Origin of the sequence: Agrococcus sp. SL85, assembly GCF_026625845.1 — a bacterium.
Taxonomy (GTDB): Bacteria; Actinomycetota; Actinomycetes; order Actinomycetales; family Microbacteriaceae; genus Agrococcus.
In genome coordinates this window covers 833,028-850,643 of record NZ_CP113066.1, presented here as the reverse complement: position 1 = coordinate 850,643, position 17,616 = coordinate 833,028, and the positions used below count along the sequence as shown (strand labels likewise).

Here is a 17,616-nt window from a genome sequence, read left to right as displayed (position 1 = left end):
GAGCCTCTCGCACGCAGGCGGCACCCCCGTCCTGACGGGGGTGTCGTTCTCCGTGCGCCCGGGGGAGGCCGTTGCCCTCATCGGCCCCAACGGCGCCGGCAAGTCGACGCTCCTCGCGGGCCTCATCGGCACCGCCGCGCACGAGGCCGAGCGGTGGGTCGTGCCGAGCCCGGCCGACATCGGCCTGCTGCCGCAGACCTCCACCGCCGACCTCGACTTCCCGGTCACGCTCGAGGACGTCGTGCGCATGGGCCGGATCGCGCGCCTGGGCCTGCGCTGGCCGGGTCGCGCCGATCGCCGCATCGCCCGCGACGCGATCGAGCCTCGTCGGCCTCGGGGCGCAGCGCCGCACGCGCTTCGGCGCGCTCTCCGGCGGCCAGCGGCAGCGCGGCCTCCTCGCGCGCGCGCTCGCGGGCCAGCCGCGCCTCCTGCTGCTCGACGAGCCCTTCAACGGCCTCGACCAGGCCTCCCGCGACGCCCTCCTCGCGGTGATCGAGCGTCTGAAGGCCGACGGCGTCGCCCTCATCATCACGACGCACGACCTCGAGCTCGCGCGCGCAGCCTGCGAGCGCACCCTGCTCGTGAACGGCGAGCAGGTCGCCTTCGACGAGACCGGATGCGTGCTCACGCTCGAGCAGGTCGAGCGCACCTTCGCCGCGCACGCCATCGAGATCGACGGCCACACGCTCACGACCGCCGAGCACCACGCCGCAGAGCACGCGGAGCGCCACGGCACGCCCGGCTCGGGCGCGGGCCGCGCCGCGCGCCCGGCGCACGAGGGCGGCGCCGCTGCGGACGCCGCCTCGCGGTGAGCCGGCCGTGATCGACCTCGTCGGCCCGTTCGCCCTGCCGTTCCTGCAGCGGCCGCTGCTGCTGCTGCTGGTGCTCGCGGTCGCGGCGGCCACCGTGGGCGTGCTCGTGAACCTCCGGCGCCTCGAGTTCATCGGCGACGGGCTCACGCACGCGGTCTTCCCGGGCCTCGTGATCGGCTTCGTGGTCGCGGGCGAGCCCGGCCTGCTCCCCGGGGCGCTCGTCGCGGCGGTCGCGGCCGCGGTCGCGCTCACGGCCGTCGCGCGCCGCGGCACGGGCGGCGAGACCGGCATCGCCATCCTGCTCACCTCGTTCTTCTCGGTGGGCGTCGTGATCGTCTCGACCCGCTCCGACTACGCGGGCCAGCTGCAGGAGCTGTTCTTCGGCCGCCTGCTCACGATCACGCAGCCGCAGCTCGACGCCTCCACGGCGCTCGTCGCGCTCGCGGTCGCGCTCGTGGCGATCGGCTGGCGGCAGCAGGTCTTCCGCGCGTTCGATCCGGCGGGCGCAGAGGCGGCGGGCGTGCGCACCCTGCGCCTCGACCTCGCCGCGAACATCGCCGTCGGCCTCTTCGTGGTCGCCGCGGCCTCCTCGGTGGGCGTCCTGCTCGTGCTCGCGGTGCTCATCGTGCCGGCGGCGGCGGCGCGTGCCGTGTCGGGCCGCATCGGCGTGGTCGTGCTCGTCGCGCTCGCCTTCGCCGCCCTCACGGCATGGCTGGGGCTCGCGCTCGCCTTCCACCTCTCGGTGGGGCTGGGGGTCGACGTGGCGCCGGGCGCCACCGTCGCCACGCTCATGGTCGCCGCCTACCTCCTCGTGCTCGGCGCCGCGGGAGTCGCCCGGCGCCTCGGCCGCAGCAGGACGGCGGCCGCCTGATGGACTACTTCGGCCTCGCCCTCGTGGAGGCGGTGCTCGCGGGCGGGCTCGCGGGCCTCGCCGGCGTGCTCGTCGTGCTGCGGCAGCGCGCCTTCTTCACCATGGCGCTCACCCACGCGACGTTCCCCGGCGCCGTCGTCGCCGTGATGGTCGGGGTCGCCGCGCCGATCGGGGCCGCTGTCGCCGCGGTCGCGCTCGTGGGCGTCGCCGCGCTCGTGGGCCGCGTGCGCAGCCAGGGCGCGGCCACGGCCTCCGGCATCATGCTCACGCTCGGCTTCGCCCTCGGCTCGCTCGCGCAGTCGCTCGCGCACGGACCGGTCGACGTCGAGTCGATGCTCACCGGCTCGATCCTCGCGACGACGCCGGGGCAGATCGTGCTCACCGCGGTCGTGCTCGTGCTCGTGGGCGCGGTCTGGGCGGCGTTCGGCCGCCGCCTCGTCTTCGACAGCTTCGACCGCGGCGGGGCCCGCGCCGCGGGGCTGTCGCCGCTCGCGACCGAGCTGCTCGCGCTCGCGTGCATCGCGGCCACGGTGGTGACGATCATGCCCGTCGTCGGCGCGATCCTCGGCGTCGCGCTCGTCGTGGCGCCGGCGGCCGCGGCCCGTCGCATCCGTGGCTCCGTCGGGTCGATGCTGTGGCTCGCGCCCGCGCTCGGCGCCGCGTCGGGCGTGCTGGGCCTCGTCGCCTCGCGCGCGCTCGGCGTCTCGGCGGGCGGCGCGATCACGCTCGTCGCGGCGCTCGTCTTCGCCGCGACGCTCCTGCTGCCGCGCGACCGGGCTACCGTGGAGGCACGATGACGGAGACCAGGCGGCGCACGACGCGCCAGCGCGAGGCGGTGCGGGCGGCGCTCGCGGCGAACGACGAGTTCGTCTCGGCGCAGGCGCTGCACCAGACGATGCGCGACGCGGGCGAGAGCGTGGGCCTCGCCACCGTGTACCGCGCGCTGGCGACGCTCGCGGAGGACGGCGAGGCAGACGCCCTGCAGTCGGGCGGCGAGCAGCTGTACCGCGCGTGCACGCCCACGCACCACCATCACCTCATCTGCCGCTCGTGCGGGCGCACCGTCGAGCTCGAGGCCGCGGAGGTCGAGCGGTGGGCGCGCCAGGTGGCTGCGGCCCACGGCTTCGTCGAGCCCGAGCACGTCGTCGACATCTTCGGCCTCTGCGCCGAGTGCGCCGCGCGCCGCTGACGCCCTCCACAGCGCGCAGGGGATGCGGGGTCGCCCTCCAGCGTCGCCTGTGAGACTGGCGCCTCCCGACCCGTGGAGGCACCGTGTCCCAGCAGTCCAGCGCCTTCGGCGCGCAGCAGGCCCCGCCCGCCGCGCAGCCGCCATCCGCCGACCGATCCGCGCAGCCCGGCCCGACGCCTGCCCGCCCGGCCCCGCGCCGCATCATGGGCGTGCAGCCCGTGCTCCTCGTGGGCATCTGCCTGCTGGCGATCGTCTCGATCGTCACGGTCGTGCTCATCTTCATCGGCGACTTCGAGAGCCAGGCGGCGCGCGTCGTCTGGACGGTGGTCGTGTTCCTCGCCTTCACCGCGCTGCTCGCGATCGACCTCGTGCTCGCGCGGCGCTCCTCGACGCCGCTCGTGATCGGCGTCGCCGCGAACACCTACCTGCTCGCCGTGCTCATGGTGGCGATCTGGGTGCGCAGCGGCGGCACGGCCGAGCCTGTCGACGAGTACGACCTCGGCTCCGGGTGGCTGTTCGCCGAGCTGTTCGGGATCGTGCTGCTCACGATCGTCGTCGTGCGCACCGCTGCCGCGGCCGCGTGGGGGCTCATCATCCTCGGGCGTCGCGCCCGGGCCGCCTTCGCGCGCGTCGTCGGGCTCGTGGCGTCGGCGCTCGTCGGTCTGGTCGGGGTGCTGCTCACCCTGCACTTCGCGATCGATGCCTTCGGCCTCGACGTCGGGGAGTGGTACTGGCGCAGCACCGTCGCCGCGGTCGTCATCGCCGCCCTCGCGTCGTCGATCACCGTGCTGCTCTTCTGGAACCGCCGCAACCTCGACTGGCAGGAGGCGGAGGCGCGCGGCGAGCACGCCGCGGCCCGCGCCGCCGGGCCCGTGGCGCCGCCGATGCAGGTCGTCGCGACGCCGGCGCCCGTGGCGACGGCCGCCTGGCCGCAGGTGCCGCAGCCCGACGCGCAGGGGCGCCTGCCGTGGCCGACCTACGCCGACGGCACGCCGCTGCCGATGGGTCCCGACGGCCAGCCGCTGTTCCCGAGGCGGTAGCCGCGGAGGATGCCGCACGGGCCGCGACGCGCTGGGGATTGCCCGCGGCGCGTCGCGTCGCGTATGCTTGAGCGTTGGTGCGCCTCTGTGCGCGCTCGTTCGCGGTCTGCCGCGGAGCACGTGGTCACCCCGAACCCCTCACAGGAGCCGGGCAGTGCCATGCGCAGGCAAGTGATCTTGGGTGGGGCTCCGGCCCCACGGTACCTCTGGAGGAACCAATGGCAGCAGTGTGCCAGGTGACTGGAGCCGTTCCCGGCTTCGGGCACAACATCTCGCACTCGCACCGTCGGACGAAGCGCCGCTTCGACCCGAACGTGCAGCGCAAGACCTACTTCGTCCCGTCGCTGAAGCGCAACGTGACGCTCAACGTCTCGGCGAAGGGCATGAAGGTCATCGACGCCCGTGGCATCGAGGCCGTCGTCCGTGACATGAAGGCTCGGGGGGTGAAGCTCTGATGGCGAAGAAGTCGCAGGACATCCGTCCGATCATCAAGCTCCGCTCGACCGCCGGTACGGGCTACACCTACGTGACGAAGAAGAACCGTCGCAACAACCCCGACCGCCTCGTGCTCAAGAAGTACGACCCGGTGATCCGTCAGCACGTCGAGTTCCGAGAGGAGCGATAAATGGCCAAGAAGAGCATGATCGCCAAGAACGAGCAGCGGAAGGCCATCGTCGCCCGCTACGCCGAGAAGCGCGCTGCGCTCAAGAAGGCGCTCGTCGACCCGAACAGCACCGACGAGGAGCGCGAGGCCGCTCGTCTCGGCCTGCAGAAGCTGCCCCGCAACGCGTCGCCCGTGCGCGTCCGCAAGCGCGACGCCATCGACGGCCGCCCCCGCGGCCACGTCGGCGAGTACGGCATCTCGCGCGTGCGCTTCCGCGACATGGCGCACCGCGGCGAGCTGCCCGGCGTGACCAAGTCGAGCTGGTAGGCACCCGCTTCGCACGAAGGCCCCCGACCTCGGTCGGGGGCCTTCGTCGTGCTCGGCCATAGCCGCCGCAGCGCCGATCCAGGGGGCGCACGAGGCTTGGGCGGCCTAGCCTCGCGGCGGAAGAGAGGTGCTCCCATGAACCCTGGACCCCCGTTCGGCGGCCGCGGCTTCGGCATCGGCCCCACGCTCCTCGAGCTCGCGCAGCCGCTCCTGCTGCTGCTCCTGCTCGCCGCCGTGATCGTCGTCGGCGCGCTCGCGCTGCGCTCGTTGCGCGCCATTGAGCGCGCGGTGGGCGCGCGGCCGCAGCGGGTCGTCGCCGAGCCCGTCGCGCCGCCGCTGCAGGCCGCGACGCAGGTGGTGCCCGCCGCCGCCGTGCCGCCGCGGCAGCCGCCGACCGACCCGCACGCGTCCGCCTGAGGATCCGGGGTCGGAGGCCCCGCGCCCGCGCGCCGCCGCCGACCCCGAACCGGAACTGGCATCCTGTTGCCATGGACGGCATCCTCATCTCGATCTTCCCGGCCGGTCCCGCGAGGACGGAGGAGGCGCGATGAGCTCGTTCGGCTGGTCGCCGATGCTCCTGGGCCTCGGGCTCCAGCTCGCCGCGGTCATCGGCGTCGTCGTCGCGATCGTGCTGGTGGTGCGGGCGCTGCGCGGCATCGACCGCTCGCTGCGCAGGCTCGTGGAGCAGGGCGAGCTGCGCGAGCTGCTCGACGGCGACGACGACCCGGAGCCGCCCGCGGCGCCTCCTGCGCCCGAGCCCCCGGCCGCGCCCGGCGGCACCGAGCGCCCGTAGCCGAGCGCCCCCTACACGGCCGCCGCGGCGTCGAGGCGCTCGTGCCTGCTGCGCTCGCCCGATCGCAGCGCCCGCCAGGCGTCGCCCAGGCGTGCGAGCGCGGCGGCCGTGACGTCCGGCTCCCACGTGATGGGGATGCGCGCGTAGCGGTCGAGCACGCCCGAGGCCGAGAAGCGCGGCCCGGGCGGCAGCAGCAGGCCGCGGTCGCGCGCCGCGAGCGAGAGCGAGGTCGACCACGGCCCGCCCAGGTCGACCCACGCGCACAGGCCGCCGGGCACCGCGGGCATCGCGACCTCCGGCAGGTGGGTCGCGAGGCCGTCGGCGACGGCGGCGCGTCCGATCCGCAGCCGCCGCGAGGTGTGGGCGAGGAGCGCCGCCATGTCGTCGTGCAGCTCGACGGCGATGCACTGCTCGAGCAGCGGCGTGCCGAGGTCGATCGACGGCCGCACGGCGAGCATCCGCTCGACCTGCTCGCGGCTCGCGCGGATCCAGCCGATGCGCAGGCCGCCCCAGGCGATCTTCGCCATCGAGCCGATGAGCACGGCCGGCCCGTGGGCGGCGAAGGGCCGCGGCGTCCAGGCGCGGTCGATGTCGAGCTCGGCGCAGGTCTCGTCGACGACGAGCGTCGTGCCCGCCGCCCGCGCGACGGCGGCGACGCGGGCGCGCTCGAGCTCGGGCATCGTCGCGCCCGTGGGGTTGTGGAAGTCGGCGATGAGGTACGCGAGCGCGGGCCGCTGCGCGCGGATCGTCTCGACGAGGTGCGCGGAGTCCCAGCCCTCGGGCGTCACGGGCGTCGGCAGCAGCCGGTGGCCCGTGCGGCGCAGCGCCTCCATCGCGTGCGGGAAGGTGGGCTGCTCGACGACGGCGGTGCGGCCGCGCTCGCCGAGGGCCGCGAGCACGATCGAGAGCGCGTGCATCGCGCCGCTCGTCACGACGATCTGCTCGGGGTCGGTCGGCAGGCCGCGGGCGGCGTAGCGCGCGGCGATGCGCGCGCGCAGCTCCGGCAGCCCATCGAGCGAGTAGCCGGGCGAGCCGAGCAGGCCCGCGAGCCGGTCGAGCGCGCGCACGGTGGCCGCGTGGAGCCCGGGGGCCGAGCCGACGGAGGCGATCGTGAGGTCGATGACGTCGCCGCCGGGCGCCGCGGGCCGCTGCACGCGCTGCGCGGGCAGCGCCGCGCGGGTGCCGGAGCCGTGCACGCGCTCCGCGTAGCCCGCCGCCTCGAGCAGCTCGTAGGCGCGCGCGACGGTGGCGCGCGAGCGGCCGAGCTCCGCCGCGAGCGCCCGCTCGCTCGGCAGCCGCTCGCCCGCGGTGATGCGGCCGTCGAGCAGGAGCATGCGGATGCGGTCGGAGAGGGCCTGCGCGACGCCGCCGCCCGCCTGCCACTCGCCGAGCTGCGTGCCGAGCCGGGATGCCATGGCTCCAGTGTGCCCGAGATGCGCGCGGAGTGGCATGGTGATCGCGAGCCACTTCGGGGCGAGTGGTCCGCGCCCGCGCGCGCCCGCGGGTGTCTCATGGAGCCATGCACCGCCTCCGCCGACTCCTGCTGCCGATCGACTCCCTGGGCGCCGCCGACACGGCCGCCCGTGTCGCGCAGCTGCTCGTCGGCCTCGCGCTCTACGGCCTCTCGCTCGCCATGCTCATCCGGGCCGACCTCGGCGTCGGCCCCTGGGACGTGCTCTCGCTCGGCCTCGCCGTGCACCTGCCGATGTCGTACGGCGCGGCCACGGTCGTGGTCTCGGCCGTCGTGCTGCTGCTGTGGATCCCGCTGCGGCAGCGCCCGGGCATCGGCACGCTCGCGAACGCGCTGCTCGTGGGCCCGGCCGCCGACCTCGGCCTCTGGGTCATCCCCGATGCGACGGCGCTGTGGCAGCAGGTGCTGCTGCTCGCGGGCGCCATGGTGCTGCTGGCGCTCGCGACCGGCGTCTACATCGCGCCGCGGCTCGGCCCCGGCCCCCGCGACGGGCTCATGACGGGCCTGCGGCGCGTGACGGGGTGGCCCGTGTGGATCGCGCGCACGCTCATCGAGGGCACGGCGCTGCTCATCGGCTGGCTGCTGGGCGGGCCCGTCGGCGTCGGCACGGTGGTGTTCGCCTTCGGCATCGGCCCGCTCGTGGGGGTCTTCCTGCCCTGGTTCGAGCGTCGCCGGGCGGCCCGCGTGGCGGTGCTCGAGGGGCGGCGCGCGGCGTCGATCGCCGGCGCCTGAGCGGCCGATCCTGTTCGCGGATGGCGTGCAACAGCGTCCGAGAACGGCAGAATCCGCGGAATCTCCGGCGTGTCGGGGTGTTCGGGCCGTGCTGGGAGGCGGTCGCGGCTACGGTCGGGGGTGGCCGCCGCCCCTGGGCGTGGCGGCCGAGATGCCCGCCCGATGGCGGGACGGACATGCCACCATCAGGAGGACACCATGGCTGAGACCATCAACAAGACCACCCTCGCCTCGAAGATCGCGGCGAAGACCGACCTGTCGCAGGCGAAGGTCACCGCTGTGCTCGACGAGCTCTTCGCCGAGGTCTCCTCGGCCGTCGCCGCGGGCGACAAGGTCTCGATCCCCGGCTTCTTCACGGCCGAGCGCACCGAGACGGCTGCCCGCACGGGCCGCAACCCGCAGACGGGCGCCGAGATCCAGATCGCCGCGGGCCACCGCGTCAAGCTGACCGCGGGCTCGAAGCTCAAGGCTGCCGTCAAGTAACGACCGCACCCGCAGCACCGAGGGGCCCCGCCGGACGGCGGGGCCCCTCGGTCGTCCCGGGTCGGCGCGCACAGCGGCGCCGACTACCCTGGACTGGTGCAGCGCCTCCGACTCCTCGGGCCGGCACTCGCGGTCCTCGCGGGGCTGGCAGCGGTGTGGGCGGCGCTCGAGTACGGCGGCGGCGCCGCACCGCTCGCGATCGAGGACCCCGGCGCGCTCGTGCGCTACGGCCTCCCGATCGCGACGATGCTGCGCAACCTCGCGATCGCCGTCGCGTTCGGCGGCCTCGTGCTCGCGTGCTTCGCGCTGCGGCCGCAGGGCCGCGACTGGCAGCGCACGCTCGACCTCGCCGCCTCCGCGACGGGCGTCGCGACCGTCGCGCAGGCCTTCGTGGCCTTCGGGCAGTTCCGCACGGTCGTCACGACCCCGGTGGCCGCGGACGACCAGTTCGGCGGCCTCCTGCAGCTCTTCTTCGTCGAGATCGAGTCGGGGCGACTGCTGCTCGGCACGCTGCTCTCGCTCGCGCTGCTCACGGTCGTGCTGCTCGTCGCGCGCGGCACCGTCGCCGCGGGCTGGAGCACGGCGCTGTGGGCCGTGCCGCTGTGGCTCATCGCCTCCGGCGGCCACGCGGGCGGCACCGACAACCACACGCTCGCCGTCTCGTCGCTCTTCCTCCACCTGGTCTTCGTCTGCATCTGGCTCGGCGGGCTCGCGCACGTCGGGCTGCTCGTGGGTCGCAAGGACGCCGAGGGCGACGGCGCGGCGCTGCTCGCCCGCTACTCGACGCTCGCGATCGTGAGCTTCGGCGTCGTCGCCTTCAGCGGCGTCGTGTCGGCGCTCATCCGCATCGGCGACGACTGGGCCAGCCCCTACGCGGTGCTCGCCATCGCGAAGTCGGCCCTGCTCGTCGTGCTCGGCGGCTTCGGCGCCTGGCAGCGGATGCGCATCCTGCGGCCGCTCGCGAGCGTCGGCGAGCGCGTGCCCGGCCGCGCCCTCGCGGCGCTGCTCGCGGTCGAGCTCGTGGTCATGGGCGTGACGGCCGGCGTCGCGGCGGGCCTCGCGCGCACGCCGACGCCCGTGCCCGAGGTGCCGCCGGGCGACGGCTCGAGCCCCGCCGAGATCCTCACCGGCAGCCCCCTGCCGCCGCCCTTCGAGCCCGCCCGGCTGCTCGACACCTGGGCGATCGACCCGCTGTGGCTCGTCGTCGCGGCGCTGCTGGGCTTCTTCTACCTCGCGGGCGTCGTGCGCCTCGCGCGCCGCGGCGACCGCTGGCCGGTCGGCCGCACGGTCTCCTGGATGGCAGGCGTGCTGCTGCTCGCGTGGTGCACGAACGGGGCGCTGAACCTCTACCAGGAGTACCAGTTCTCGTACCACATGCTCGTGCACATGCTGCTCGGCATGGCGGTGCCGGTGCTCCTCGTGCCCGGCGCCCCCATCACGCTCGCGCTGCGCGCGATCGCGAAGCGCGGCGACGGCACCCGCGGCGGCCGCGAGTGGATCCTCGCGATCGTGCACTCGAAGTACCTGCAGGTCGTCGGCCACCCGCTCGTCTCGGCCGGCATCTTCGTCGTGAGCCTGTGGGTCTTCTACTACACGCCGCTCTTCGAGTGGTCGATGCGCGACCACCTGGGCCACGTGTGGATGGTCATCCACTTCGTCGGCTCCGGCTACCTCTTCGTGCAGGCGATCATCGGCATCGACCCCGGCCCCGCACGCCCCGCCTTCCCGCTGCGCATCGTGCTGCTGCTGGGCTCGATGGTCTTCCACGCCTTCTTCGGCCTCACGCTCATGACGGGCGAGACGCTGCTCGTCGCCGACTGGTTCGGCGCGATGGGCAACGGCGTCGACGCGCTGCACGACCAGCAGGTCGGCGGCGGCATCGCGTGGTCGATCGGCGAGGTGCCGACCGTCGCGCTCGCGATCACCACCGTCGTGCTGTGGGCGCGCAGCGACCGTCGGGAGCGCACGCGCATCGACCGCGCGGCCGACCGCGACGGCGGCGCGGAGCTCGCCGCCTACAACGACATGCTGGAGAGGATGGGCAAGCGATGACCGAGCGCACGACCGGGACCGAGGCGGCCGAGGAGGCCGTGCAGCGCACGCCCGAGGAGCTCGCGGCGCTCGCGGGCGGCAGGGCGCTCGTGCTGCGTCTCGTGCGCCACGCGGAGACCGTCTACAACACCCAGCACGTCATGCAGGGCTGGTCCGACTCGCCGATCACCGAGCTCGGCCACGAGCAGATCGCCGCGGTCGCCGAGCGCCTCGCGGGCGAGCGCTTCGACCTCGCCTTCTCCTCCGACCTGCCGCGCACGCGCACGACCGCCGAGGGCATCCTCGCCCGGCAGTCGCCCGTGCCGCCCACCGAGTACACCGAGGTGCTGCGCGAGTGGCACTTCGGCAGCCACGAGGAGCGGCCGTCGCGCGAGGTGTGGAGCGAGGTCATCGTCGACCACGGCCTCGAGGTCGACCGCGAGCTGAGCGCGCTGCGCTCGATCGCCGACCGCATCGGCTGGGCCGGCCTGTTCGACTCGGTCGCGCGGCTCGACGCGAGCGGCCAGGCGGAGCAGGCCGCGGCGATCGTGCTGCGCGCCGACACGGCGCTCGCGCACGTCGTGCAGGCGGCCGCCGCGCTGCCCGGCGACGACGCCGCGCAGGTGCTCGTCGTCTCGCACGGCGGCTTCATCTCGTCGCTGCTGCGCCAGCTCGTGCCGGGCACCGCGCCCGACGTGATCCTGCCCAACTGCTCGGTGACGACCGTCGCGCTCGCGGCCGGCTCCACCGCGTGGGAGCTGCGCGGCATCGGCGAGACGGCCTAGGCGCCTCGCTGCCGTGAGCGGCATCGCACCCGCGCGCGCCGCCCGCGGCCGGCGCGGCCTCGTCGCGGCGCTCGCCGCGGCGGCGGTGCTCGCCGTGCACGCGCTCGCCGTCGGCACCGGGCCGGGCCGGGCCGCCGACGCCGCGGTGCTCGACGCGGCGGGCTACGCGACCGACTCGCAGCTGCTGGGCGCGGTGGGCGTGGGCAGCATCCTGCTCGCGGCCGCCGTCGCGATCGGCATCGCGATCGCGCGCCGCCGGGGCGACCTCGGCGTCGTCGCCGTCGCCGTGATCCTCGGCTCGAGCGGGCTCTCGCGCGTGCTGAAGCAGCTCGTGCTCACCCGGCCCGAGCTCGCGCCCGGGCCCGCCAACTCCTACCCGAGCGGCCACATGGTCGCGTTCGCGGCGGTCGCGGCCGGCCTCATGGTCGTGCTGCCGCCCGCGTGGCGCCTCGCCGTCGCGCTCGCCGCGGCGGTCGTGCTGCCGCTCGTCGCCACGCGCCTCGTGCTCGACGGCTGGCACCGGCCGAGCGACGTCCTCGGGTCGCTGCTGCTCGTGCTCGCCGTCACCGCGCTCGGCACCGCCTGGCGCGCGCCGGCGCCGCCCGTCGACCCGCGCCGCCACCGGCTGCTCGAAGGGGCGCTGCTGGCGCTCGCGGCGCTCGCGGGCGCCGTGGGCGGCGCGCTCGCGGCCGCCTCCGCCCTCGGCGGCGGCGAGGGCTGGGTGCTCGCCGCGGCCTCGACCCTGCTCGGCGCCGCCTGCGCCGCGACCCTCGCGGCCCTCGTCCGCCTGCTGCGCCTCGCGCCCGCGCGCCGGCGCGCGGGCGGCGGCGCGGCCGTGCGAGCCTAGGCCCGCACGTCGACGACGACCCGGCCGCGGATGCGGCTCGCGAGGATGCGCTCGGCAGCCTCGACCGCGCCCTCGAGCCCCACGACCTCCGTCGCCTCGTCGAGCGCCTCGAGGTCGAGCGTGCGCTCGAGCACGCCCCACGCCCGGTCGCGGCGCTCCGGCGGCTGCTCCACCGAGTGGACGCCGTGCAGGGTCACGCCACGCAGGATGAACGGCAGCACGGTCGCGGGCAGCTCGGCGCCGGCGGTGAGGCCGCACGCGGTCGCGTGGCCGCCCGGTCGCAGCCTGCGCGAGCGCGTTCGCGAGGATCCGGCCGCCCACGGCGTCGGCCACCGCATCCCAGCGCGCCGCCTGCAGCGGCTTCCCCGCCTCCGAGAGCGTCGAGCGGTGCTCGACCGCCACCGCGCCGAGCGAGCGCAGCCACGGCTCGAGCTGCTCGACGCGGCCCGTGAGCGCCGTCACGTCGGCGCCCGCGCGCGCGAGCAGCTGCACGGCGATCGAGCCGACGCCGCCGCCCGCGCCCGTGACGAGGATGTCGGCGCCGTCGAGGCGCATCCCGGCGTCCTGCAGCGCGAGCACGCCGAGCGCGGCCGTGTAGCCCGCCGTGCCCACCGCGGCCGCGTGCACGTCCGAGAGCCCGGCGGGGATGCGCGTGAGCATGTGCGGCTCGACGCGCGCCCGCTCGGCGAGGCCGCCGTGGCGCGACTCGCCCAGGCCCCAGCCGTTCACGAGCACGCGCTCGCCCGCCGACCACCCCGCGGCGTCCTCCGCGACCGTGCCCACGAGGTCGATGCCGGGCACCTTCGGCCAGTCGCGGATGACGCCGGGGCGGCCGCCGATCGCGAGGCCGTCCTTGAAGTTGATCGACGAATGCGTGATCTCGACGAGCACGGGCCCGTCGAGCTCGGCCTCGTCGAGGTCGACGACGCCCGTCGTCGCGGGGTCGCCGGTGGCCAGCAGCGCGCGCATCGCGCCTCCTCTCCGCCGTCGGCGTCGACGGCGCGCTCGTCCTAGGTCCGCGACGGGAGGTGCACGGACAGCTCGTACCGCTCGCGCGGCTCGTCGTCGAGGTGCTCGCCGGCGAGGCCGAGGCGGCGGTAGAAGTCGGTGGCGACGTCGAGCGACTGCCACTCGAGCACGCGGATGCGGGTGTGCTGCTCGGCCCAGTCGCGGATCGCGCCGAAGAGCGCCGTCCCCGCGCCCCGGCCGCGCGCGGCGGGCGAGACCCACAGGTCGTGCATGCGGGCGATCGACCAGTCTCGGTGCGGGGCCGGTCCGTAGTCCTGCGCGGCCGCGTAGCCGACGACCTCGCCGCCGGCCTCCGCGACGACGATGCGGTGCGCCGGATGCTCGACGAGGGCCTCGAGGCGCTCGCGGTAGCGGTCGACCTTCTCGTCGGGCTCGTCGGCGCCGCGGTGCGCGGCGAGCAGCGGGAGCAGGGCGCGGGCGTCCGCGGCGGTCGCCCGCCGCACCACGATCGCTCCCTCGCCCATGCCGCCAGCGTAGCCGCGCACGCTCGGGGAGCGCCGAGCGTGGGGCGGTGCCGCGCCGAGCGGGCGGGCGCCGATGCGGCCGGGCCCGCGCCCGGCTCAGACGAGCGCGGCGTGGGCCTCGCACGCGGGCGCGCAGCCATCGCAGGTGGTGAGCTGGCGGCGGCACGAGCGGTCGGCGCAGTTCGCCACCCGGTTCGTGCCGGCCCCGCAGCGGTGGCAGGTGCCGACGACCGCCGCGCCGTCGCCGAAGTCCATCGTGCCGCGGCCGTCGAAGACGTAGAGCGAGCCCTCCCAGAGGCCGCCGTTGCCGAAGCTCTCGCCGTAGCGGACGATGCCGCCGTCCAGCTGGTAGACGTCCTGGAAGCCGCGCGAGCGCATCAGCGACGACAGCACCTCGCAGCGGATGCCGCCCGTGCAGTAGGTGACGACCGGCGTGTCCTTCAGGTGGTCGTACACGCCCTCGTCGAGCAGCCGCACGAAGTCCTTCGTGGTGTCGACGTCGGGCACGATCGCGTCCTTGAAGCGGCCGACCTCGGCCTCGAAGCGGTTGCGGCCGTCGAACATGACGGCGTCGGGACGCGCCTCGAGGAGCGCGTGCAGCTCGCCGGGCTTCAGGTGCCGGCCGCCGCCGACGACGCCCTCCGCATCCACCTCGAGCTCCTCGGGCGCGCCGAACGAGACGATCTCGTCGCGCGCCTTGACGCTGAGGCGCGGGAACTCCTCGCCCGTGCCGCTCGACCACTTCACGTCCATGCCGTGGAAGCCCGAGTAGCCGCGGGTCGCGCGCACGTAGCGCTTGCACGCGGCCATGTCGCCGCCGACCGTGCCGTTGATGCCGTGGCGCGAGACGAGGATGCGGCCCGTGAGGCCCAGCGACTCGCACAGGGCGTGCTGCCACAGCCGCACGGCCTCGGGGTCGGCGATGGGCGTGAAGCGGTAGAAGAGCAGCACCTTCTGCATCCCTCCATGGTCGCACCCGCGCCCGCGCCGCGCGTTGTGGGGCGGCGACAGCGCGCTCCGCGCGGCACGCGCGCTCGGGCAGGATCGGAGGGTGAACATGTGGCTGCAGTGGCTCCTCGCCTTCACCCTCAAGAGCAGGGGCAGGCCCCAGCTGGGCGTCGACGAGGTGGCGCGCACCTCGTTCCGCGTGCTCCCCACCGACATCGACTTCCTCGGCCACATGAACAACGGTCGCTACCCCTCGTACATGGACCTCGCGCGCGTCGACATGACCGTGCGCACGGGCATGCAGGCCGTGCTCGAGCGCGCCGGCGTCTACGCCGTGGTGGGGCAGTCGTCGATGGTCTACCGCCGCAGCCTCGACCTGTGGCAGCGCTTCGACATCGAGACGGCCGTGCTCGGCGCCGACGAGCGCGCGATCTACCTCACCCAGCGCTTCCTCGTCGACGGCGAGGTGTGCGCGCGCGGCGTCGTGCAGGGCCGCTTCATCCAGAAGGGCGTGGGCACGCTGCGCACGGCGCGGCTGCTCGAGATCCTCGCCGAGGGCGGGCTCGACGTGCGCCTGCCCGAGCTCGACGAGCGCGTGGCCGACTGGGCGCGCATCAACGCGCTGCCGCCCTCGCGCGCGGCGGCGCCCTCCGACTGGGCGGGCCGCACGCCGCGCTGAGGCGGCTCGCGCGCCGGATCCGCACGTGAGCGGCGGTCCGGGCGCACATCGCGATCGGCGGCCCGCTCACGTGCGGATCCGGGCGGGCGCTCCCGGATGCCCGGAGGGATCGGCCGCGAGCGGCGGGCCAGCTGGATGGTCCGGCCGGCCCGCCGCTGGCAGCGGATCCCTCCGATCGCGGCGCCGCCTACGCTGGAGGCATGGCCTCCGCTGATCCCGTCGAGCGTCGCGTCGCCCTGCTCGGCTGGGTGAGCCTGACGCTCGCGGTCGCCGCGCTCGTCGCGCTCTTCGCCCCGCTCACCGAGGACGAGGGCCAGCAGCTCGCGATCAAGGTCGCCGCGCTGCCCGTCTCGGTCGTGGCCGTCTTCATCGCGCTGCGCTCGCGCCGGCTGGTCGTGGCGCACAAGGTGGAGCACGGCTGGCAGCCGGGGCTCGGCGGCATGATCCTCGGCGGCTTCGCGCTCGCCGCGGTCGTCATCGGCGTCATCATCCCGATGCTCGCCGCCGCGAGCGGCGCGTAGCCGGCGCCCGCGGCACCGACCCCTAGAGCGCCGGCCGCAGCAGCTCGAGCGCGGCCTGGGCCGCGTTGTGCCCGCCGAGCCCCGAGACCGCGCCGCCGCGCCGCGCGCCCGAGCCCGCCATGAGGATGCGCGGGAAGGGCGTCTCGACGCCCCACGCCTCGGCGATCGAGGTCGCCTCCTCCTCGAGCCACGGCCACGACAGCCCGCCGTGGAAGATGTGGCCGCCGGGCATGCCGAGCGCGTGCTCGATGTCGAGGGTCGTCCTCGCCTCGATCGCGGGCGCCCCGGAGGCGTCGGTCAGCAGCAGCGGCTCCACGGGCTCGGCGAGCACCGAGTCGAGCGAGGCGACGACGGCCTGCAGCAGCTCGGCGCGCATCCGGTCGTTCGACTCCTCGGTGACGAGCCGGTCGGGCGCGTGCAGGCCGAAGACCGTGAGGGTCTGCGCGCCGGAGGCCCGCAGGTCGTCGCCGAGGATCGACGGGTCGGTGAGCGAGTGGCAGTAGATCTCGCACGGCAGCGGGCTCGGGATGCGGCCGGCCGCCGCCTCGCGGTACGCGGCGCCGAGCTGCTCGTAGCCCTCGTTGATGTGGAAGGTGCCGCCGAACGCGGCCTCCGGTGCCACGCCCTCGCGCAGCCGGGGGAGGCGCTCGAGCAGCATGTTCACCTTCACCTGCGCGCCCTCGGGGCGGGTCCAGGCTGCGGGGCCCTCGTCGCCGAGCAGCTGGCCGAGCACGTGCGGCGCGACGGCGGAGAGCACGAGGTCGAACTGCGCCGTGAGCTCGGTGCCGAGCGAGATGCGCCCGCCCTCCTTCCAGCTGACCTCGCCGTCGGGCGTGACGCGCACGACCTCGACGTCGGTGAGGATCGTCGCGCCCGCCTCGCGGGCAGCCCGCTCGAGCCCGCCGGAGACCTGCCCCATGCCGCCGATCGGCACGTCCCAGTCGCCCGTGCCGCCGCCGATCACGTGGTAGAGCAGGCAGCGGTTCTGCTCGAGGCCCGGGTCGTCGAGCGGCGCGAAGGTGCCGATGAGCGCGTCGGTCGCGATGACGCCGCGCACGAGGTCGTGCCGCACGGCCGCCTCGATCGCGTCGGCGATCGGCGCATCCACGATCTCGGCCCACGCCGAGGCGCCGCCCGCGGCCGCCTGCGCCGCGGCGCGCGTGGGCAGCGGTTCGGTGAGCGTGGGGAAGAGCGCGGCCGCGAGGCGCGTCGTGCGGTCGGTGAAGGCGGCGAAGCCGTCGGCGTCCTCGGCCGCGCCGATCGAGGCGAAGGACGCGCGCGTGGCCGCCTCGTCGCCCGCGTCGACGAGCAGGCCGCGATCGGTGCCGGGCACGGGCGTGTACGAGGAGTAGCGGCGGCGCGCGAGGCGCACGTCGAGCCCGAGGTCGCGGATGATGCGCTCCGGCAGGAGGCTCACGAGGTAGCTGTAGCGCGACAGCCTCGCATCGAGGCCGGAGAAGGCCTCCGCGGAGACGGCGGCGCCGCCGGGGCGGTGCAGGCGCTCCAGGACGGTCACGTCGACGCCCGCTCGGGCGAGGTAGGCGGCTGCGGTCAGGCCGTTGTGGCCTCCGCCGACGATGGCGACGCTCGGCATGCTCTTGCTCCTCACAGGCGGTGGGCGGGCGCGTCGTTGCGCCGTGGCGCAAGAGTCGTGCGCAGGAGGCCCTGCGGACGCTCGAGCGGCCGGGTGCGGGTGCCCGCACGCATACGATATGCCGCATGAGCGACCAGTCCAGGCCGGACGACTTCGACGCCCTCATCGCCGAGGGCATCGAGCAGGCCGACGCCGACCAGCCCGCCCGTCCCGCCGAGGGCGCCGACGGCGACGACGCGGCGACGCGGGAGCCGACCGCCGCCGAGCGATCGGCCGAGGAGGTCGGGGCGTCGGAGCGCGTCGCGCCTGCGGCCGTCGAGCCAGCGCCCGCCGAGCCCGCGCCCGCCGAGCCCGCGCCCGCCGAGCCGGCGCCCGCCGAGCCGGCCGCCGACACCG

At 75.6% G+C, this 17,616-nt stretch carries 22 protein-coding genes and 2 pseudogenes; 18 read left to right on the top strand and 6 right to left on the bottom strand.

The window, feature by feature from the left end:
• Positions 1-40: 40 nt before the first annotated feature.
• From OVA14_RS13455 to OVA14_RS04070, 11 genes and pseudogenes are all read left to right on the top strand, one after another.
• A pseudogene (locus OVA14_RS13455) lies at positions 41-130 on the top strand (ATP-binding cassette domain-containing protein); the annotation flags it as partial.
• Between the two features lie 163 nt (positions 131-293).
• Positions 294-812, top strand: a complete 519-nt coding sequence (locus OVA14_RS04115) for an ATP-binding cassette domain-containing protein (RefSeq protein ID WP_324288058.1) — start codon at positions 294-296, stop codon at positions 810-812.
• 7 nt (positions 813-819) lie between these two features.
• Entirely contained in the window at positions 820-1,683 is an 864-nt protein-coding gene (locus tag OVA14_RS04110; protein ID WP_267505014.1) for a metal ABC transporter permease, read from the top strand.
• A complete protein-coding gene (locus tag OVA14_RS04105) occupies positions 1,683-2,480 on the top strand; it encodes a metal ABC transporter permease (protein WP_267505013.1) in 798 nt (265 codons plus the stop codon). The genes OVA14_RS04110 and OVA14_RS04105 overlap by 1 nt, the downstream gene beginning before the upstream one ends.
• The gene (locus tag OVA14_RS04100) at positions 2,477-2,872 is read left to right on the top strand and encodes a Fur family transcriptional regulator (protein WP_267505012.1); all 396 of its coding nucleotides are present in this window, start codon (positions 2,477-2,479) and stop codon (positions 2,870-2,872) included. Before OVA14_RS04105 ends, OVA14_RS04100 begins: the two co-directional genes overlap by 4 nt.
• 83 nt (positions 2,873-2,955) lie before the next feature.
• The gene (locus OVA14_RS04095) at positions 2,956-3,912 is read left to right on the top strand and encodes a hypothetical protein (RefSeq protein WP_267505011.1); all 957 of its coding nucleotides are present in this window, start codon (positions 2,956-2,958) and stop codon (positions 3,910-3,912) included.
• A gap of 218 nt (positions 3,913-4,130) precedes the next feature.
• On the top strand, positions 4,131-4,367 hold the full coding sequence (rpmB, locus tag OVA14_RS04090) for a 50S ribosomal protein L28 (protein WP_267505010.1): 237 nt from the start codon (positions 4,131-4,133) through the stop codon (positions 4,365-4,367).
• Complete coding sequence (gene rpmG / locus OVA14_RS04085) at positions 4,367-4,537, top strand: 50S ribosomal protein L33 (RefSeq protein WP_188715096.1); 171 nt, start codon at positions 4,367-4,369, stop codon at positions 4,535-4,537. The genes rpmB and rpmG overlap by 1 nt, the downstream gene beginning before the upstream one ends.
• Positions 4,538-4,843, top strand: coding sequence for a 30S ribosomal protein S14 (rpsN, locus tag OVA14_RS04080; RefSeq protein WP_188715098.1), 306 nt, complete (start codon positions 4,538-4,540; stop codon positions 4,841-4,843). It abuts the gene before it with no gap.
• A 135-nt stretch (positions 4,844-4,978) separates the two neighbouring features.
• Positions 4,979-5,260 carry a hypothetical protein gene (locus OVA14_RS04075; protein ID WP_267505009.1) on the top strand — a complete coding sequence of 94 codons (282 nt, stop codon included), beginning with the start codon at positions 4,979-4,981 and terminating at the stop codon, positions 5,258-5,260.
• Positions 5,261-5,390: 130 nt separating this feature from the next.
• Positions 5,391-5,636, top strand: a complete 246-nt coding sequence (locus OVA14_RS04070; RefSeq protein ID WP_267505008.1) for a hypothetical protein — start codon at positions 5,391-5,393, stop codon at positions 5,634-5,636.
• Between the two features lie 11 nt (positions 5,637-5,647).
• On the opposite strand, the gene OVA14_RS04065 is transcribed toward OVA14_RS04070, so the two are convergent.
• Positions 5,648-7,051 carry a PLP-dependent aminotransferase family protein gene (locus OVA14_RS04065; protein ID WP_267505007.1) on the bottom strand — a complete coding sequence of 468 codons (1,404 nt, stop codon included), beginning with the start codon at positions 7,049-7,051 and terminating at the stop codon, positions 5,648-5,650.
• Positions 7,052-7,155: 104 nt separating this feature from the next.
• Between OVA14_RS04065 and OVA14_RS04060 the strand changes: the two genes are divergently transcribed.
• The 5 genes from OVA14_RS04060 to OVA14_RS04040 all read left to right on the top strand — a co-directional run bounded on the left by OVA14_RS04060 (position 7,156) and on the right by OVA14_RS04040 (position 11,985).
• Positions 7,156-7,839, top strand: coding sequence for a YczE/YyaS/YitT family protein (locus tag OVA14_RS04060; protein WP_267505006.1), 684 nt, complete (start codon positions 7,156-7,158; stop codon positions 7,837-7,839).
• 198 nt (positions 7,840-8,037) lie between these two features.
• Positions 8,038-8,322: an HU family DNA-binding protein gene (locus tag OVA14_RS04055; RefSeq protein ID WP_267505005.1), complete on the top strand. Its 285-nt coding sequence runs from the start codon at positions 8,038-8,040 to the stop codon at positions 8,320-8,322.
• 96 nt (positions 8,323-8,418) lie between these two features.
• Entirely contained in the window at positions 8,419-10,374 is a 1,956-nt protein-coding gene (locus tag OVA14_RS04050) for a cytochrome c oxidase assembly protein (protein ID WP_267505004.1), read from the top strand.
• Positions 10,371-11,138 carry a histidine phosphatase family protein gene (locus OVA14_RS04045; RefSeq protein ID WP_267505003.1) on the top strand — a complete coding sequence of 256 codons (768 nt, stop codon included), beginning with the start codon at positions 10,371-10,373 and terminating at the stop codon, positions 11,136-11,138. Before OVA14_RS04050 ends, OVA14_RS04045 begins: the two co-directional genes overlap by 4 nt.
• A gap of 13 nt (positions 11,139-11,151) precedes the next feature.
• A complete protein-coding gene (locus OVA14_RS04040) occupies positions 11,152-11,985 on the top strand; it encodes a phosphatase PAP2 family protein (RefSeq protein ID WP_267505002.1) in 834 nt (277 codons plus the stop codon).
• On the opposite strand, the gene OVA14_RS04035 is transcribed toward OVA14_RS04040, so the two are convergent.
• The 4 genes and pseudogenes from OVA14_RS04035 to OVA14_RS04020 form a co-directional block, all read right to left on the bottom strand.
• The gene (locus tag OVA14_RS04035) at positions 11,982-12,182 is read right to left on the bottom strand and encodes a hypothetical protein (protein WP_267505001.1); all 201 of its coding nucleotides are present in this window, start codon (positions 12,180-12,182) and stop codon (positions 11,982-11,984) included. The genes OVA14_RS04040 and OVA14_RS04035 overlap by 4 nt on opposite strands.
• Before the next feature lie 505 nt (positions 12,183-12,687).
• Positions 12,688-12,954, bottom strand: a pseudogene (locus OVA14_RS13745) (alcohol dehydrogenase catalytic domain-containing protein); the annotation flags it as partial.
• 41 nt (positions 12,955-12,995) lie between these two features.
• Positions 12,996-13,478, bottom strand: coding sequence for a GNAT family N-acetyltransferase (locus OVA14_RS04025; RefSeq protein WP_267504999.1), 483 nt, complete (start codon positions 13,476-13,478; stop codon positions 12,996-12,998).
• A 96-nt stretch (positions 13,479-13,574) separates the two neighbouring features.
• On the bottom strand, positions 13,575-14,438 hold the full coding sequence (locus tag OVA14_RS04020; RefSeq protein ID WP_267504998.1) for a rhodanese-related sulfurtransferase: 864 nt from the start codon (positions 14,436-14,438) through the stop codon (positions 13,575-13,577).
• Positions 14,439-14,535: 97 nt separating this feature from the next.
• On the opposite strand from OVA14_RS04020, the gene OVA14_RS04015 reads away from it, so the two are divergent.
• Positions 14,536-15,105, top strand: coding sequence for a thioesterase family protein (locus OVA14_RS04015; RefSeq protein ID WP_267505487.1), 570 nt, complete (start codon positions 14,536-14,538; stop codon positions 15,103-15,105).
• A gap of 200 nt (positions 15,106-15,305) precedes the next feature.
• Positions 15,306-15,626, top strand: a complete 321-nt coding sequence (locus OVA14_RS04010) for a hypothetical protein (protein WP_267504997.1) — start codon at positions 15,306-15,308, stop codon at positions 15,624-15,626.
• Positions 15,627-15,648: 22 nt separating this feature from the next.
• On the opposite strand, the gene OVA14_RS04005 is transcribed toward OVA14_RS04010, so the two are convergent.
• The gene (locus OVA14_RS04005; RefSeq protein WP_267504996.1) at positions 15,649-17,220 is read right to left on the bottom strand and encodes a phytoene desaturase family protein; all 1,572 of its coding nucleotides are present in this window, start codon (positions 17,218-17,220) and stop codon (positions 15,649-15,651) included.
• Positions 17,221-17,616: the final 396 nt, after the last annotated feature.

What these genes read in the sequence shown, in the direction of transcription:
- OVA14_RS04070 (WP_267505008.1), top strand. Translation starts at nt 5,391, where the DNA reads ATGAGCTCGTTCGGCTGGTCGCCGATGCTCCTGGGCCTCGGGCTCCAG.
- rpsN (WP_188715098.1), top strand. Translation starts at nt 4,538, where the DNA reads ATGGCCAAGAAGAGCATGATCGCCAAGAACGAGCAGCGGAAGGCCATC.
- rpmB (WP_267505010.1), top strand. Translation starts at nt 4,131, where the DNA reads ATGGCAGCAGTGTGCCAGGTGACTGGAGCCGTTCCCGGCTTCGGGCAC.
- OVA14_RS04105 (WP_267505013.1), top strand. Translation starts at nt 1,683, where the DNA reads ATGGACTACTTCGGCCTCGCCCTCGTGGAGGCGGTGCTCGCGGGCGGG.
- OVA14_RS04065 (WP_267505007.1), bottom strand. Translation starts at nt 7,051, where the DNA reads ATGGCATCCCGGCTCGGCACGCAGCTCGGCGAGTGGCAGGCGGGCGGC.
- OVA14_RS04025 (WP_267504999.1), bottom strand. Translation starts at nt 13,478, where the DNA reads ATGGGCGAGGGAGCGATCGTGGTGCGGCGGGCGACCGCCGCGGACGCC.
- OVA14_RS04060 (WP_267505006.1), top strand. Translation starts at nt 7,156, where the DNA reads ATGCACCGCCTCCGCCGACTCCTGCTGCCGATCGACTCCCTGGGCGCC.
- OVA14_RS04020 (WP_267504998.1), bottom strand. Translation starts at nt 14,438, where the DNA reads ATGCAGAAGGTGCTGCTCTTCTACCGCTTCACGCCCATCGCCGACCCC.
- OVA14_RS04010 (WP_267504997.1), top strand. Translation starts at nt 15,306, where the DNA reads ATGGCCTCCGCTGATCCCGTCGAGCGTCGCGTCGCCCTGCTCGGCTGG.
- OVA14_RS04045 (WP_267505003.1), top strand. Translation starts at nt 10,371, where the DNA reads ATGACCGAGCGCACGACCGGGACCGAGGCGGCCGAGGAGGCCGTGCAG.
- OVA14_RS04055 (WP_267505005.1), top strand. Translation starts at nt 8,038, where the DNA reads ATGGCTGAGACCATCAACAAGACCACCCTCGCCTCGAAGATCGCGGCG.
- OVA14_RS04015 (WP_267505487.1), top strand. Translation starts at nt 14,536, where the DNA reads ATGTGGCTGCAGTGGCTCCTCGCCTTCACCCTCAAGAGCAGGGGCAGG.
- rpmG (WP_188715096.1), top strand. Translation starts at nt 4,367, where the DNA reads ATGGCGAAGAAGTCGCAGGACATCCGTCCGATCATCAAGCTCCGCTCG.
- OVA14_RS04100 (WP_267505012.1), top strand. Translation starts at nt 2,477, where the DNA reads ATGACGGAGACCAGGCGGCGCACGACGCGCCAGCGCGAGGCGGTGCGG.
- OVA14_RS04075 (WP_267505009.1), top strand. Translation starts at nt 4,979, where the DNA reads ATGAACCCTGGACCCCCGTTCGGCGGCCGCGGCTTCGGCATCGGCCCC.
- OVA14_RS04005 (WP_267504996.1), bottom strand. Translation starts at nt 17,220, where the DNA reads ATGCCGAGCGTCGCCATCGTCGGCGGAGGCCACAACGGCCTGACCGCA.